The sequence below is a fragment of the Modestobacter sp. VKM Ac-2985 genome (assembly GCF_026967925.1).
Lineage (GTDB): Bacteria > Actinomycetota > Actinomycetes > Mycobacteriales > Geodermatophilaceae > Modestobacter.
The window spans coordinates 1,074,977-1,089,804 of sequence record NZ_JAPVBI010000002.1; the positions used below are offsets into that span (position 1 = coordinate 1,074,977).

Sequence of the window (14,828 nt, forward strand, 5' to 3'; positions counted from 1 at the left end):
TCACTGCGGCGCCTCGGGACCCCGCCAGCGCTCGGCGTTGCCCAGCACCCGGTCGACCGAGATCTCCAGCACGACCCGGGCCGGGTTGACCCGTGGCTGCTGGTAGCGGACGGCGTACCGGGCCTCGGCGTCGGCGACGGAACCGGCGTCCTCGCGCACCACCGCGGTCCCCTCCAGCGTCGTCCACACCTTGCCGTCGACCTGGCAGACCGCCACCCGGGCCGGCCCGCCCTGCGCCTGCCCGCCCTGCACCTGCCCGCCCTGCACCTGCCCGCCCTGCACCTGTCCGCGTCGCACGTGCCGGACCTTGGCCGAGGTGCCGGAGGTGATCACCCGGGCGGTGCCGGTGGCGGCGTCGAGGGTGACGCCGACCGGCACGACGTGCGGGGTGCCGTCGGCGCGCAGGGTGGTCAGCGTGGCCAGGTGCCGCTCGGTGAAGAAGGCCACCAGTCCGGGTCCGAGCAGCGGGGGAGGTGGGGAGTCTGAGGCGGAGGACACGTCGCGGAGGGTACGAGTGCGGGGCTCCGGGCAGGACGCTCGGCCGCGCCGGGACCGCTTCACAGCCGCGCCGCCTACGCTGGGGTCGTGGTGTTCAACAAGATCCTGCGTGCCGGTGAGGGCAAGATCGTCCGACGGCTGACGAAGATCGCCGACGCGGTCGAGGCCCTGGAGCCCGACGTCACCGATCTGACCGACGCCGAGCTGCGCGCGAAGACCGATGAGTTCAAGGGGCGCTACGGCGACGGGGAGTCCCTGGACCACCTGCTCCCCGAGGCGTTCGCCGTGGTCCGCGAGGCGGCCACCCGCACGCTGGGCCAGCGGCACTACCGGGTGCAGCTGATGGGCGGCGCGGCGCTGCACCTGGGCAACATCGCGGAGATGAAGACCGGTGAGGGCAAGACCCTGACCGGTGTGCTGCCGGCCTACCTGAACGCGCTCAGCGGCGACGGCGTGCACGTGATCACGACCAACGACTACCTGGCCCAGCGCGACGCCGAGTGGATGGGCCGGGTGCAGCGCTTCCTGGGCCTGTCGGTCGGCACGATCGTCTCCGGCCAGAAGCCCGAGGTGCGTCGGCAGCAGTACGCCGCCGACATCACCCACGGCACGAACAACGAGTTCGGCTTCGACTACCTGCGCGACAACATGGCCTGGAGCAAGGGCGACCTGGTCCAGCGCGGCCACGCCTTCGCCATCGTCGACGAGGTCGACTCGATCCTCATCGACGAGGCGCGCACCCCGCTGATCATCAGCGGCCCGGCCGAGACCAGCGCCAAGTGGTACGGCGAGTTCGCCCGCATCGTCCCGCTGATGCGGCGTGACCGGCACTACGAGGTCGAGGAGGCCAAGCGGACGATCTCCATCACCGAGGAGGGCGTGGAGTTCGTCGAGGACCAGCTCGGCATCGAGAACCTCTACGAGGCCGCCAACACCCCGCTGATCAGCTACCTGAACAACGCGCTGAAGGCCAAGGAGCTCTACAAGAAGGACCAGCAGTACATCGTCACGAACGGCGAGGTCCTCATCGTCGACGAGTTCACCGGCCGCGTGCTGTCCGGCCGGCGCTACAACGAGGGCATGCACCAGGCCATCGAGGCCAAGGAGAAGGTGAAGATCAAGGACGAGAACCAGACTCTCGCCACGATCACCCTGCAGAACTACTTCCGGCTCTACGAGAAGCTCTCCGGGATGACCGGCACGGCCCAGACCGAGGCCGCCGAGCTCAACCAGACCTACTCCCTCGGTGTCGTGCCCATCCCGACGAACCGGCCGATGGTGCGCGCCGACCGCGCCGACGTCATCTACAAGACGGAGAAGGCCAAGTTCGACTCCGTCGTCGAGGACATCGCCGAGCGGCACGGGGAAGGCCAGCCGGTGCTGGTCGGCACCGCCAGCGTGGAGAAGTCCGAGCTGCTGAGCACGTACCTGCTCAAGCGGGGCATCCCGCACGAGGTGCTCAACGCGAAGAACCACGCCCGGGAGGCGTCGATCATCGCGATGGCCGGGCGGCTCGGCGCCGTCACCGTCGCCACCAACATGGCCGGCCGCGGCACCGACATCCAGCTCGGCGGCAACGCCGAGTTCATCGCCGATGAGGAGCTGCGCGCCAAGGGCCTGTCGCCGGCGGAGACCCCGGAGGAGTACGAGGCCGCCTGGGACGAGGCCCTCGCATCGGCGAAGGCGCAGGTCAAGACCGAGCACGACCAGGTGGCCGAGGCCGGTGGGCTGTACGTGCTGGGCACCGAGCGGCACGAGAGCCGGCGGATCGACAACCAGCTGCGTGGCCGGTCCGGGCGTCAGGGCGACCCGGGGGAGTCGCGGTTCTACCTGTCCCTGGGTGATGACCTGATGCGCCGGTTCAACGGGCCGATGCTCGAGTCGATGATGACCACGCTGCGGGTCCCCGACGACCAGCCGATCGAGTCCAAGATGGTCAGCCGGGCGATCCTGTCCGCGCAGACCCAGGTCGAGCAGCAGAACCACGAGGTCCGCAAGGACGTCCTCAAGTACGACGAGGTGCTCAACCGGCAGCGCACGGTCATCTATGACGAGCGCCGCAAGGTGCTCGACGGCGAGGACCTGCACGTGCAGGTGCAGACGATGGTCGACGACGTCGTCATCGCCTACGTCAGCGGCGCGACCGAGACCGGCTACGCCGAGGACTGGGACCTCGAGCAGCTGTGGGCCGGCCTCAAGGCGCTGTACCCGGTCGGCCTGGACCGGCAGGAGCTGCTCGACCGGGTCGCCGACGGCGACCAGGCGGCGCTGACCGCGGACGTGCTGAAGGAGGAGCTGCTCGCCGACGTGCACACCGCCTACGCCGCCCGCGAGGAGGCGCTCGGTTCCGAGGTGATGCGCGAGCTCGAGCGGCGCGTGCTGCTCACGGTGCTGGACCGCAAGTGGCGCGAGCACCTCTACGAGATGGACTACCTGCGGGCCGGCATCCACCTGCGCGCGATGGCCAACCGCGACCCGGTCGTGGAGTACCAGCGCGAGGGCTACGACATGTTCAACGCCATGCTCGACGGGATCAAGGAGGAGTCGCTCGGCTTCCTCTTCAACCTCGAGGTCAAGACCAAGGAGCAGCAGGCCGCGGAGGCCGCGCAGAAGCAGGCGGCCGCCGAGGCGGAGGCGCTCTCCCGGGCGCAGGCCGGGACCCAGCGCGTGCTGGCCCGGCAGGCCGCGGCCGCAGCCCAGGCGGCAGCCGCTGCTCCGGCAGCGACCGCTGCTCCGGCGGCGACCGATGCCCCGGCCCCGGCCGCGCCCGCCGCTCCCGCCCAGTCGGCCGCGCCGGCCGAGTCGACCGCGCCGGCCGCCGAGCCGGTCGCTCCGTCAGCGGACGGCGACGGCACGGCTCCGGCCGTGCCGACTGCTGTGCCGACGTCCAACGGCGGCGGGACGACGAGCTCGGCCCGGCGCACCCGCAAGGCCGCCCCCGCGGCGGCTGCCGCGCCGGCGCCCACGGAGTCGGCGGCGCCGGTGTCCACGGGCACCGGGCCGGAGTTGGACGTCAAGGGCCTGGAGGCCCCCGACCAGTCGGAGCTGAGCTACAGCGCGCCCAGCCTGGACGCATCGGCCAAGGACGGTGGCCGGGCGAAGGCGGCGAAGACCGCGACCGTCACCGGCACCAAGGAGACCCCCCGCAACGCGCCCTGCCCCTGTGGTTCGGGCAAGAAGTACAAGCAGTGCCACGGCGTCGCAGGCTGACCCACTGAGCTCCCCGATGCCCCGCCGGCCTGATGGCCGGCGGGGCATCCTCATGTGGTCCCGACCCGTGTCGCGGGGCTGAGCGGCGGTCCCGCTCAGCCGACCTGCAGCGCGGTGCACCGCCAACGCCCGTCCACGCCCTCCAGCCGGGCGGCCACCGCATGCGCCCGGCCGCCGCGCCGGGCCACGGCGCTGATCTCGGCCACCCCGTCCACCGGTTCGCAGACCCGTACCGAGCTCAGCAGCAGAGGTGCGGTCCCCTCCGTGCACCAGCGCGGCCGACGACGCCCGCTGAGGGCCTGGAACAGCGCCGGGCTCACCAGGGACTGCAGCTGGCTGATCGGCCGACGGCCGGCGAACGCCTCCAGGGTCAGGGTGACCAGTCGCCGTCCGACGGCCTGGGGGTCGGGCAGTTCGGCCCGGCGCGTCCAGGCCGGCCCGAAGTCCGCCGCATCACCGGCCGGCCGGGCCGGCCGGTCCAACCGGGGCCGCGGTCCGGGCGGGGGCGCCGGCCGTGGTGTGCGCCGGCCCGGCACCAGCAACCGCACCGGCACGCCCTCCTCCTGCAGGGGAGGTCCGGGCGTGCGGACGACGACGAGCTGCAGCCGCCGGGGGAGCGGCGGAGCGGTCAGCGGCCCGGATGCCGGGGGAGCAGGTGGTGCGGGGGAGAGCTGCGGCGCGGCGGTCATCGGTGTCTCCTCGGGACGACGGGAAGGCGGATCGGGGGCGGGTCAGGTCGGGGGCCGCAGCACCTGACCGGGTAGCAGCAGGTCCGGGTCGGGGCCGATGACGGTGGCGTTGGCCTCCCACCACGCCTGCACGGCGACGGCGACCTCGGCGTCGGTGACCGGCTGCCCGGGGCGGCGGCCGGTGAGCCAGTCGCGGGCGATGTCCCACAGGCAGTCGCCGCGCAGGACGACCTGGTCGCCGGCCGCCGGCCCCGGCCAGTCAGGCGCCGGGGCGGTGTCCTCCGCCGGGGCCGTGTCCTCCGCCGGGGCGGTGTCCTCCGCCACGGTCGCCGGTGCACCCGGCCAGTCGGGCTGCACGACGGGCACCGCCGGGTCCGACGGCCAGGCTGGGGCGGTGGAGCTCGTCTCGGCCGAGGCGACGGAGAGGGGGCTCGGACCGCTGGGCAGCGCGATGGGCGCCGCGGTGCTGAGGCCGACCCCGATCGCGATCGCCGCGGCTCGCCGGGCGCCGGCCGGGAGCACCCCGCGCAGCAGCACCCCGGCCAGCCGGCCGGCGAGGCCGGGCGTCGCGGTTGCTGCGGTCAGCAGCAGACCGAGTGCGCCCCAGGCCCAGCACAGCCACGCCAGCGCGGTCACCGCCACCAGCACGAGGGCGTCCGCCCCGGCGGTGTCGACCAGCCGCTGGGGATCACCCACTGCGGCGCGGATCGCCTCCGGCTCCGTCCCCAGTCGGCGCAGGCCGCCGGCGGCCAGCACGAACGCGGCGACCGTCGCCGTCCAACGCACTGTCGAGATGTCCACGCCGGTCACGGCGATGACAAAACACCACCAAGCAAAGCAAATGCAACCAAACGCAAGGATCTGTGGACGGGCTAACCTCCGGTCATGCGCTGGGAGCAGTTGTTCGCCGACCTCGAGGGCCAGCTGGTCGATCAGGAGGCCGCCGTCGAGCAGGGTGAGGAGGCGTCCCGGGCGCGCGCCGAGCACGGACGGGTCCGGCTGGCCGACCGGCTACGGGGCTCGGCCGGGCAGGAGGTGTCGCTGAGCTCCCGCGGTGCCGGTGAGCTCACCGGCCGGCTCGTCGACGTCGGCGTCGACTGGGTGCTGCTGGTCGATCACCAGCGTCGCGAGGTGCTGGTCGCGCTGGGGGCGGTGAGCGCCGTCTCCGGGCTCACCGCCGTGACCGCCGTGGCCGACACGGCCGGTGTCGTGGACCGGGCCCTGGACCTCCGCCGGGCGGCTCGGGCACTGGCCCGGGACCGGGCCGCAGTGCACTGCCTGCTGGTGGACGGCGCCGTCCTGGCGGGGACCGTGGACCGGGTCGGGGCGGACTTCCTGGAGATGGCCGAGCACCCGATCGACCAGCCCCGGCGCCGTGGTGTGGTCACCGGGGTCCGGGCGGTGCCGCTGGACGCGCTCGTCGCGCTCCGGACGGCGGAGCCGGCGGCCGGCTGAGCGGCTCGCTCAGCGGGGGGAGTCGACCTCGGCGTCGTCGGGGGCCGGCTCCTCGGCGACGGAGGAGGAGCGCGCCTCGGCGTACTTCTGCTGGATGAAGCGCTCCAGCTCGTCCTTCTCCACCCGCCACTGCCCCCGCCCGCCGATCTGGATCGCGATCAGCTCCTTGCGGCGCACCAGCGCGTAGGCCTGTGACCACGAGACGTTGAGGATCTCCGCGACGTCGTCGAGGGTCAGGAAGCGCTGGGTGGCCATGGGGTCGGAGTTCTCCCGTCGAAGGTGCCCGCCAGTGTGGCAGCCGGGTGAAAGGGGCCGGGATGGTCCACCCGAAGGTGTGGACAACCGCTGCGCACCGGCTCGTCCCTCGGTCATGATCTCCCTCCGCGACCGCGTACGGCGAGGTCAGCCGGGTGACCGGCCCGAGACGGACAGACAGGGCGAGGGATGACCGACCGATGAGCGCGCCCACCGCGGCGCCGTCCACCGTGCGCGCCGACACAGCTCCACCCGGCCCGGCCGCGCGTCGGGTCCGCCCGCCCCGCTGGCTGGACCTGCGGCTGGTCCTCGGGGTCCTGCTCGTGCTGGGCTCGGTCCTGGTCGGCGCCCGGGTGGTGACGGCCGCGGACGCGACCGTGCCCGTCTGGTCGGCCGCCGGTGACCTGGCGGCCGGCACGGTGCTGTCCGAGGCCGACCTCGTGCCGGTCGCCGTCCGGCTGGACGACGTCGCCGAGGCCTACCTGGCGACCAGCACCCGCCCGGCGGGGCGGGTGCTCGCCCGCGCGGTGCGGGGCGGGGAGCTCCTGCCGCGATCGGTGCTCGAGGAGCCGGGTGACCTGGTGCAGCTCGCGCTCCCGGTGCAGGCCGGCTACGTCCCGCCCGGGCTCGACCGCGGGCAGGTGGTCGACGTCTACGCCGTGGCCGACCCGGTGGTGGGCGGGTCCGCGCCGACCGGCGGCGGGGTGGACGTCGTCGTCGCCGGTGCACCGGTGCAGGCGGTCACCGGGCGTGGGGACGGCGTCCTCTCCACGGCCACGTCGACCGTGCAGGTGGTCGTCGCCGTGCCGGCCGAGGACGCTGCCGACGTGCTCGCCTCGATCCGGGGGCGCGGCCTGGTGGTCGTCGTCCGGAACTCCGTCGAGGCTCCGCCCGACACGGGTGGGGCCACGGCCGACCGCAGCGACGCACCGGCCGGGGCCGCCCCGGACGGGCCGGTCGGCTGATGGCCCTGCAGGTCTTCACCGCGGTCACCGGTGCGTCCTGGGAGTCCGAGCTCGTCGGGGCACTGGACCGCGAGGACCACGGGGTCACCGTCGTCCGGCGCTGTGTCGACGTCGCCGACCTGCTGGCTGCCGCGACGACCGGCACCGGTCAGGCGGCCCTGCTGTCGGCCGAGCTGCGCCGGCTGGACGGCGCGGCGGTGGCCCGGCTGACCGCCGCCGGCATCGCGGTCGTCGGGCTGGTCGAACCCGGGGACACCCGGGCGACCGACCGGCTCCGCCAGCTCGGCGTCGTCCGGGTGCTGCCTGCCGACGCCCCGGCCGAGGAGATCGCCCGCGCGCTCCGGGACGCGGTGCGCGGCGGGCCGGTGGGTGGCCACGACGTCGGCGACCCGCGGTCGGCGCTGCCCGTGCTGGGGCTGCCGCCCGAGGAGTCGGCCCGCCCGGCCGGCCGGGGCCGGGTCGTGGCGGTCTGGGGACCGACAGGGGCACCCGGCCGCACCACCGTGGCCGTCGGGCTCGCCGACGAGGCGGCCCGCCTCGGGGTCTCCACCCTGCTGGTGGACGGGGACGTGTACGGCGGTGTGGTCGCGCAGGTGCTCGGCCTGCTGGACGAGTCACCGGGCGTGGCAGCGGCCGCCCGGCAGGCGGCGGCCGGGACGCTCGACGTCGCGGCGCTGGCGAGACTGGCCTGGGCGGTGCACCCGGACCTGCGGGTGCTGACCGGGCTGGCCCGGGCCGACCGGTGGCCCGAGCTGCGGCCGCAGGCGGTCGCGGTGGTGCTCGAGGAGGCCCGGCGGCTGGCCTCGCTGACCGTGGTCGACTGCGGGTTCTGCCTGGAGGAGGACGAGGAGCTCTCCTTCGACACCGCCGCCCCACGTCGGAACGGAGCCACCCTCACCGTGCTCGAGGAGGCCGACGTGGTCCTCTGCGTCGGCGGAGCCGACCCGGTCGCCCTGCAGCGCACCGTCCGGGCGCTGGCCGAGCTGCGCGAGGTGCTCCCGGACGTGGAGCCGGTCGTGGTGGTCAACCAGCTGCGCCGGGGTCCGGTGCCCGGCGACGCGCGGCAGGAGATCGCCGGTGCGCTGAGCCGCTTCGCCGGCCGCGAGGTCCGTGCCTTCCTCCCGGCCGACCGGCGGGCCACCGATGCCGCCCTGGCGGCCGGCCGGACCCTGGCCGAGGTGGCCCCGGCCTCCCCGCTGCGCGTGGGGCTGCGCACACTGGCCGCCCAGCTCAGCGAGGTCGCCGAGCCGGCCGGGCGGCGCCGGCGTTCGCGGTGAGCCGTGCCGGCCCGACCGTCGCGCCTGCCGTGCCGGGCAGGGGGTGGGCTGATCGGTCGTGAGACCGGGGCCGTAGCGTGGGCCCGGCGCCAGTGAGGGAGGTCACGTTGGTCGAACGGCTCACCGCGTTGGACGCGTCCTTCCTGTACCTGGAGGAACCGGGCACGCCCATGCACGTCGGTGCGGTGCTGGTCCTGGAGTGCCCGTCCGGGACGCTGGACCACGACGCCCTGATCGAACTGGTGCGCGCCCGGCTGCCACTGGTGCCCCGGTACCGGCAGAAGGTGCTGGAGGTGCCCGGCCACCTGGCGAACCCCGCCTGGGTCGACGACCCCGACTTCGACGTGACCTACCACGTCCGACGGTCCGCGCTGCCCCGTCCCGGCACCGAGGAGCAGCTGCTGGACCTGGTCGCCCGGCTGACCGCCCGGCCGCTGGACCTCAGCCGGCCGCTCTGGGAGATGTACCTCGTCGAGGGGCTGGCCGGTGACCGCACGGCGGTGGTGACCAAGACCCACCCGGCGCTCGTCGACGGTCTCGGGGCGATCGACATCGGGCAGGTGATCCTCGACCCGGACCCGGAGGCAGACCCCGCGCCGGCCGCATCGGACGAGTGGCGCCCGCGCCGCCCGCCGGGGTCGGCCGCCCTGGTCTGGGAGGCGGTGGAGGAGTACCTGCAGCGCCCGTCGGCGGTGCTCGAGACCGCCCGCACGGCGGCTGGGGACCTGCGCGCCACCGCCACCCGGTTGGCCGGGGTGGCCGGTGGACTGGTGACCGCGGTGGCCCGCACCGCGGTCTCCCCGGCGCCGGTCAGCCCGCTCAACGCGCCCATCGGCCGGCAGCGCCGGGTGGCCGTCGCCCGTGCCGACCTGGCCGACCTGCGGCTGGTGCGCAAGGCGCACGGCGGCACGGTCAACGACGTGCTGCTCACCTCGGTGACCGGCGCGCTGCGGGAGTGGCTCCTCTCCCGGGGCGAACCGGTGGTGGGCAGCTCCTCGGTCCGCGCGCTGGTGCCGGTGTCGGTGCGGGCCGAGGAGGACGGCGGCGCCAACGAGGTCCGGTCCTTCCTGGTCGACCTCCCGGTGGGGGAGCCGAACCCGCGGGTGCGGCTGGCCCGGATCAGCTTCGCGATGCGCGGCCTGGCACCCAGCGGGCAGTCGGTCGGTGCGGACACGCTCAGCGCCCTCTCGGGGTTCGCCCCGCCGACGTTGCACGCCCTCGGTGCTCGCGCCGCCAGTGGGCTCTCCCGTCGGCTGTTCAACCTGGTCGTCACCAACGTGCCCGGCCCGCAGGTGCCGCTCTACGCCGGCCCGGCGCGGATGGTCGAGGTCTACCCGGTGGTGCCCCTGGTCCGGGGACAGGGGCTGGCGATCGGGCTGACCAGCTACGACGGAACCGTGTACTTCGGGCTGAACGCGGACCGGGACAGCGTCAGCGACGTCGACGACCTGGCCGACCTCATCGAGCAGGAGATCGCCTACCTGGTGGAGGCGTCGCGCTGACGGAGGCCGGTTGATCCCCGGCCCGAGCGCGCGTCCGGGGGCCCGCACAGCGGCGCCTGGGAAGATCGTCGGGTCGGCGGCGTTGGTGTCGCTGGGAACTCTCGACCAGGAGGAGGCGAACCGGTGCGCGTGTACCTGCCGGCCACGACGACCGTGCTGCAGCGGTTGCTCGACGAGGGCCGACTCGAGGGGCCGCACACGGTCTTCACGGTCACCCCGCAGCTGCGGGACTTCTACGAGCTGAGCGATGACGACGAGGAGCTCGAGTACGCCGCACTGCTCGCCGCGGCGCGGGCGAGCCTGCGCTTGATGGACGTCGACCCGATGGCCGCCCGTCGCCGGGTCGTGCTCGCCGCGGACGTACCGGAGACCTCGGTGACCCCCATCCAGGACGAGGGGGCCGACGCCGGCGCCGCGCGGACCACGGCTGACCTGGCCACCGGCGACATCGCCAGCGCGCACGTCGACGGAGCCGAGGCGGAGGAAGACGTCCGCGCGGCGGTCGCCGTCGTGCTGGAGGCCGACCTCGGGAGTGAGGAGGCCCAGTTCGTCGTCGACCAGGCGGAGGGTCACGAGCTGGCCTGGTACGCGACCCAGGAGATCGGCCCGGCGCTCGAGCTGCTCTGACCGGTCGGTCACCGGGTGTCCGGTGCGGAACGGTGCCGGGCGACCTGCACCCGGATGACCTCGTGCGTGGTCACCAGCCAACCGGAACCAGGCCGTGGGGGCAGCGGTGTCCGGGGCACCCGGAGGCCGAGCAGTTCGGCGTCGCCGGGTGCCGGCCGCAACAGCACGGCGGTGCGGCTGCGGCGCAGCGCGGCCGCGGGACCACGGAAGGCCCCGGCGACCTCCGCGGCGGTCCCGGCCCCGATGACCGTCACCCGGCCGGTCGATGAGCTCTGCGAGGCCAGCAGGTCACCGACCTCGTCGGAGAGCGAGCTCAGGTCGTCGGCGAGCACGAGCACCCGGCACGCTTCGTGCCCGGCCAGCCAGCTGCGCACCCCGGCGGTGTCCGTCCCGGACAGCTGGGCGGGCAGGCCCAACGGTTCGCCGCCGCCCTCTCCGGTGACCGGTGCGGGTGCGGTGACCAACTCGAGCACGGCCGCACCGGCCGACCGAGCGTGGCTGCCGAAGGCCCGGAGCGCGCTGGACCGGCCGCTGCCCGGTGGGCCGACCACCAGCAGGCCGCCGGTGCGGGCGAGGTCCACGCCGACCGCCTCCCCGCCGTCGCCGCCGGGGCCGACCGGCAACCACCACGTCCCCGACCCGTGGCCGGCGGGTGCGGGCACGGGCAGCGGCAGAACTGGGTCCGCGGGCAGCTCGACCACCCGGACCGGCGGCTCGGCGCACGACGCCCCGGGCGGGTCGGCCGCGGGCACGAGAGGTGTACGGGGCAGGGCCAGCTGGCACTCGGTGGCGTCCTCGCCGACCAGGGCCCGCCCCGGCGGCCGGTGGCCGGGCACCGCACGCCCGGCCACACCGGCCACCGCATAGTCGGCCCGGTCGGGCAGCGGCAGCACCAGCCGCTCCCGGACGGAGCCCGCCAGTCGTCCACCCGGGACGGCACGCTCAGCGGTGAGCGCGACCGTCAGGCCGACGGCAGCACCGTCCCGCGCCAGCCGCAGCAGTGCCGCCGCCCCGGTGGCGGGATCGGCCGCCTCCAGTTGCGCGGCCACGCTCTCGTAGCCGTCGACCAGCAGCAGGAGCAGCGGTGCGGGTGCCGCATCACCGCCGCGGCGCCGGTCCACCTCCTCGGTCAACCGGGCGAGCAGCCGCACGGTGCGGTGCGCGTCGTCCCGGCCGACGGCCGTGCCGGTGTGCGGCAGGCCCGCCGCCAGTGCCGCGAGGCCGCCGCCACCGTGGTCGAGCACGTGCACCTGCAGGCCACCGGGCGGCAGGTGGTGGACCGCCTCGCCCAGCACGGTGCGCAGGGCGGTGGTCCGCCCGCTGCGGGGGCCGCCCACGACCAGCCACCCGCCACCGGCGTCCAGGTCCAGCTCCAGTGGTGCCTGCAGCTGCGCGTCGGGGGAGTCGCGCAGGCCGAGCCGGAGCCGGGACACCGGTGCCTCCGGCGCCCAGCGGTCGAGCGCCGCGGCGGGGAGCTGGTCGGGCAGCGGGGGGAGCCAGGGCCGGTGCGGCGGGTCGAGGGCGTCCGCCCGTGCCCGTGCCCCGAGCGCCGCGACCAGACGCTGCAGGTCACTGGCCCCGCCGTCGGGTGGCGCGGACTGCGCAGGCCCCGGCGGTGGTGGCCAGCGACGGCGCGCGACGGCCAGCGGCGCACCCACCGGCACCGAGTGGCCGGAGACCCGCGCCACCTGCAGCAGCACGGCCGGCCCGTTGCCGGTCCGCAAGTACGCCCGGCCCGGGCGGTCGGGGGGCAGGTGCGCGGGCAGGGTGCTGCCGAGCACGTCGCGGGCGTCGCCCTCGTCGGTGGTCCGCAGGCAGATCCGCAGCGAGCAGTTGGCCCGGATCTCCGGGCTGACCACACCGGCCGGGCGCTGGGTGGCCAGCACCAGGTGGACGCCCAGCGACCGGCCGCGCTGGGCGATGCCGACCAGGCCGGTGACGAAGCCGGGGAGCTCCTCGGCCAGGGTGGCGAACTCGTCGACGACGATCACCAGGCGGCTGGCGGCGACCGGTGCCGGCAGGGCCGCGAGGTCGCGCACGCCGTGCTCGGCCAGCAGGCGTTCCCGGCGGGTCAGCTCCGCGGAGAGCGACCGCAGCGCCCGTGCCGTGGACTGGGTGTCCAGGTCGGTCAGCATCCCCACGGTGTGCGGGAGCGTCGCCGCCTCGCCGAAGGCGGCTCCGCCCTTGTAGTCGATGAGCAGGAAGCTGCACCGGTCCGGTGGGTGGTGCTGGGCCAGGCTGGCGACGAGGGTCTGCAGCAGCTCGGACTTGCCCGAGCCGGTCGTGCCGGCGACGAGCGTGTGCGGACCGTCGGCGACCAGGTCGATCCGGGCCGGCCCGTCGCCGGTGGCGCCCACCGTGGCCACCAGACGATCGCGCGCGCGGTCCCAGGTGCCGGACGCCTGGCCGTCCCGTGCGTCCAGGCAGAGCCCGGCGGTCGGGAGGTCGAGCAGCCGGGCCGTGTCGGGCAGCTCACCAGCGGACGCGGGGACGGCCAGCCGGGCCAGGTCCCGGGCGATCCGGTCGGCCGTCCCCGCGCCGAGCGCATCCAGGTCGACGAACCGCTCCTGGTCGGCGCCGGGCACCCGCAGCCGACCTCCGGTGCCGGTCTCTCCGGTGACCTGCAGCCGGGCCAGTGCTGGCAACGCGAGGGCGGCCTCGGTCCCGGCCAGGTCCAGCCGCACGGCCTGGGCGGCGGCTCCCGCGACCAGGTCAGCGGTCGCCTGGTCGACCGGGCCGTCCAGCACGACCACCGTCCGGGGTGGGGCGCTGCCTCCCGCGGCCGGGGCGCCGGACAGCGCGGCCAGCAGGCGGTCGGGGACGGGCTCGCCCGGGACGATCACCCCCTGCAGTTGGGGCAGCCAGCGGCACCACCGCCAGTCCGCGAGCTGGTCCCGGCGCGCTACCAGCACCAACCGCAGGCCCGAGGGAGGGACCAGCACGGCCAGCTGGCAGACCAGCGCACGCGTCACGCCGAGGACCGCTGCGCGCGGCCCGACGATCCCCAGGCCGGTGCCGTCCTGGAGCGGCAACGCCACCGGCAGGTGCTCGGCCAGGACGGTGGCGCGGTCTCCACCGGGCTCCGCGCTGGTCACCGAGGTGGGGCCCGAGCCCGTGCCCAGCCGCACGCTGAGCCCCGCGGTGGACGAGTCGGTCCGGGACCACAGCGGGCTGCTGCGCCGACGCGCGGCGGCGGCCAGCAGGGCGAGGTCGGGGTGGGCGGCCTCCTGCGCCGTGCGGTGGACGGCGACCGCCCGGCTGAGCTCGGCATCGGCTCGGGCGAGCGCCACGGCGTGCGCGGCCACCTCCCGGCGGTGGCCGCGGCGGCCCGACAGGCGGTCCGACGACCAGCTGGCCACGGCGACGACCGGGCTCAGCAGGGCGAAGAAGAGGAAGTGCGGTGTGGCGAGGAGCCAGGCCATCAGCACCCCGCCCACCGCGGGGAGTGCGACGGCGACCCAGCCCAGCCGTCGCCGTGACGGCTCCGGCGGAGCCGCCGGCCGGAGCACCGTCGTGCTCCCCGGAGCCGGCGGGGACCAGGGGAGCGGGCGGACGTGCACCCGCCCCGCCGGCGCGGCAGCGGACTCCAGGCCGGCGCCGCCCGGGCCGGTCAGCCGGAGGGCACTGGAACCCAGTCGGAGCGTCGCGTCCACCGGCCACTCCTGCTCTGCGGTGCCCACCGCGGAGGCGGCACCGGCGCGGTCGGTCAGCATGGTGCCGTTGGAGGAACCGAGGTCGGCGACCGTGACCCGCCCTTCGGCCACCGAGACGACGACGTGACGTCGCGAGACGTCCGGGTCCTCGAGGGTCAGCCCGCACGCCGCGCCGCGGCCGACGACGAGCACCCCCTGGCCGAGTGCGGCGGTGCGACCGGCGTCCGACCCGGCCACCACGTGCAGTTCGAGCGCACCGCCCTCGGCCGGCTCGCGGGGCCCGGGGCGGCCCCACCCGAGCAGGGCGCCGTGCCGCAGGGCCTCGGACGTCAGTGGCGTGCTGGCCGGCAGCGCACTCGACCCGGACCAGAGCTGAGCCGGCGGGAGGTGGAGCTGTTCGGACAACCCGGCCAGGACGTCGCCGAGCACCGCCCCCTCCGGTGCTCGTAGCTCGACGTCGAGAGCGCCGTCGGGCGCCTGCAGCGTCCAGCAGCGGACGGTGTGCTCGACGGGTGCCGTCGTCATGCGGGACACCGCACCGGGGAGCTGGACACCCGGTGATGGTGCCGCTGGCCGACGGGGCCGCGGAGACCTCCACCGACATCTGTGGACGACCGGGCCGCCTGTGGACAGCTGCGGTCCCGCCTGCTCGGGCGGCCCTAGGTTCGGAGCCCGCCGGGAGGTCCCTGGCAGGTGA

General features: G+C 75.5%; 11 protein-coding genes. 6 read left to right on the forward strand and 5 right to left on the reverse strand.

Translation table 11 applies throughout. The features are described 5' to 3' along the window. The gene (locus tag O2V61_RS14455; protein ID WP_269183971.1) at positions 1-498 is read right to left on the reverse strand and encodes a pyridoxamine 5'-phosphate oxidase family protein; all 498 of its coding nucleotides are present in this window, start codon (positions 496-498) and stop codon (positions 1-3) included. 87 nt (positions 499-585) lie between these two features. On the opposite strand from O2V61_RS14455, the gene secA reads away from it, so the two are divergent. After that, complete coding sequence (gene secA, locus O2V61_RS14460) at positions 586-3,708, forward strand: preprotein translocase subunit SecA (protein WP_269183972.1); 3,123 nt, start codon at positions 586-588, stop codon at positions 3,706-3,708. Positions 3,709-3,803: 95 nt separating this feature from the next. Here the strand turns inward: secA and O2V61_RS14465 are convergent, their stop codons facing one another. Both O2V61_RS14465 and O2V61_RS14470 read right to left on the reverse strand, forming a co-directional pair. Next, on the reverse strand, positions 3,804-4,397 hold the full coding sequence (locus O2V61_RS14465; protein WP_269183973.1) for an Rv3235 family protein: 594 nt from the start codon (positions 4,395-4,397) through the stop codon (positions 3,804-3,806). A gap of 42 nt (positions 4,398-4,439) precedes the next feature. Next, positions 4,440-5,198: a LysM peptidoglycan-binding domain-containing protein gene (locus O2V61_RS14470; RefSeq protein WP_269183974.1), complete on the reverse strand. Its 759-nt coding sequence runs from the start codon at positions 5,196-5,198 to the stop codon at positions 4,440-4,442. Between the two features lie 84 nt (positions 5,199-5,282). On the opposite strand from O2V61_RS14470, the gene O2V61_RS14475 reads away from it, so the two are divergent. Then, positions 5,283-5,852, forward strand: coding sequence for a hypothetical protein (locus O2V61_RS14475; protein ID WP_269183975.1), 570 nt, complete (start codon positions 5,283-5,285; stop codon positions 5,850-5,852). Positions 5,853-5,861: 9 nt separating this feature from the next. On the opposite strand, the gene O2V61_RS14480 is transcribed toward O2V61_RS14475, so the two are convergent. After that, positions 5,862-6,107, reverse strand: coding sequence for a helix-turn-helix domain-containing protein (locus O2V61_RS14480; protein WP_269183976.1), 246 nt, complete (start codon positions 6,105-6,107; stop codon positions 5,862-5,864). A gap of 200 nt (positions 6,108-6,307) precedes the next feature. On the opposite strand from O2V61_RS14480, the gene O2V61_RS14485 reads away from it, so the two are divergent. The 4 genes from O2V61_RS14485 (at position 6,308) to O2V61_RS14500 (ending at position 10,478) form a co-directional block, all read left to right on the forward strand. After that, positions 6,308-7,072, forward strand: a complete 765-nt coding sequence (locus O2V61_RS14485) for an SAF domain-containing protein (RefSeq protein ID WP_269183977.1) — start codon at positions 6,308-6,310, stop codon at positions 7,070-7,072. Then, positions 7,072-8,349 (forward strand): AAA family ATPase, encoded by a 1,278-nt coding sequence (locus O2V61_RS14490; protein ID WP_269183978.1) that lies wholly within the window; start codon positions 7,072-7,074, stop codon positions 8,347-8,349. The genes O2V61_RS14485 and O2V61_RS14490 overlap by 1 nt, the downstream gene beginning before the upstream one ends. A 107-nt stretch (positions 8,350-8,456) precedes the next feature. Next, positions 8,457-9,851, forward strand: coding sequence for a WS/DGAT/MGAT family O-acyltransferase (locus O2V61_RS14495; RefSeq protein WP_269183979.1), 1,395 nt, complete (start codon positions 8,457-8,459; stop codon positions 9,849-9,851). A 123-nt stretch (positions 9,852-9,974) separates the two neighbouring features. Beyond that, a complete protein-coding gene (locus O2V61_RS14500; RefSeq protein WP_269183980.1) occupies positions 9,975-10,478 on the forward strand; it encodes a DUF6912 family protein in 504 nt (167 codons plus the stop codon). 8 nt (positions 10,479-10,486) lie between these two features. On the opposite strand, the gene O2V61_RS14505 is transcribed toward O2V61_RS14500, so the two are convergent. Continuing rightward, positions 10,487-14,656 (reverse strand): FtsK/SpoIIIE domain-containing protein, encoded by a 4,170-nt coding sequence (locus tag O2V61_RS14505; protein ID WP_269183981.1) that lies wholly within the window; start codon positions 14,654-14,656, stop codon positions 10,487-10,489. Positions 14,657-14,828: the final 172 nt, after the last annotated feature.

What these genes read in the sequence shown, in the direction of transcription:
- O2V61_RS14475 (WP_269183975.1), top strand. Translation starts at nt 5,283, where the DNA reads ATGCGCTGGGAGCAGTTGTTCGCCGACCTCGAGGGCCAGCTGGTCGAT.
- O2V61_RS14480 (WP_269183976.1), bottom strand. Translation starts at nt 6,107, where the DNA reads ATGGCCACCCAGCGCTTCCTGACCCTCGACGACGTCGCGGAGATCCTC.
- O2V61_RS14465 (WP_269183973.1), bottom strand. Translation starts at nt 4,397, where the DNA reads ATGACCGCCGCGCCGCAGCTCTCCCCCGCACCACCTGCTCCCCCGGCA.
- O2V61_RS14490 (WP_269183978.1), top strand. Translation starts at nt 7,072, where the DNA reads ATGGCCCTGCAGGTCTTCACCGCGGTCACCGGTGCGTCCTGGGAGTCC.
- O2V61_RS14505 (WP_269183981.1), bottom strand. Translation starts at nt 14,656, where the DNA reads ATGACGACGGCACCCGTCGAGCACACCGTCCGCTGCTGGACGCTGCAG.
- O2V61_RS14485 (WP_269183977.1), top strand. Translation starts at nt 6,308, where the DNA reads ATGAGCGCGCCCACCGCGGCGCCGTCCACCGTGCGCGCCGACACAGCT.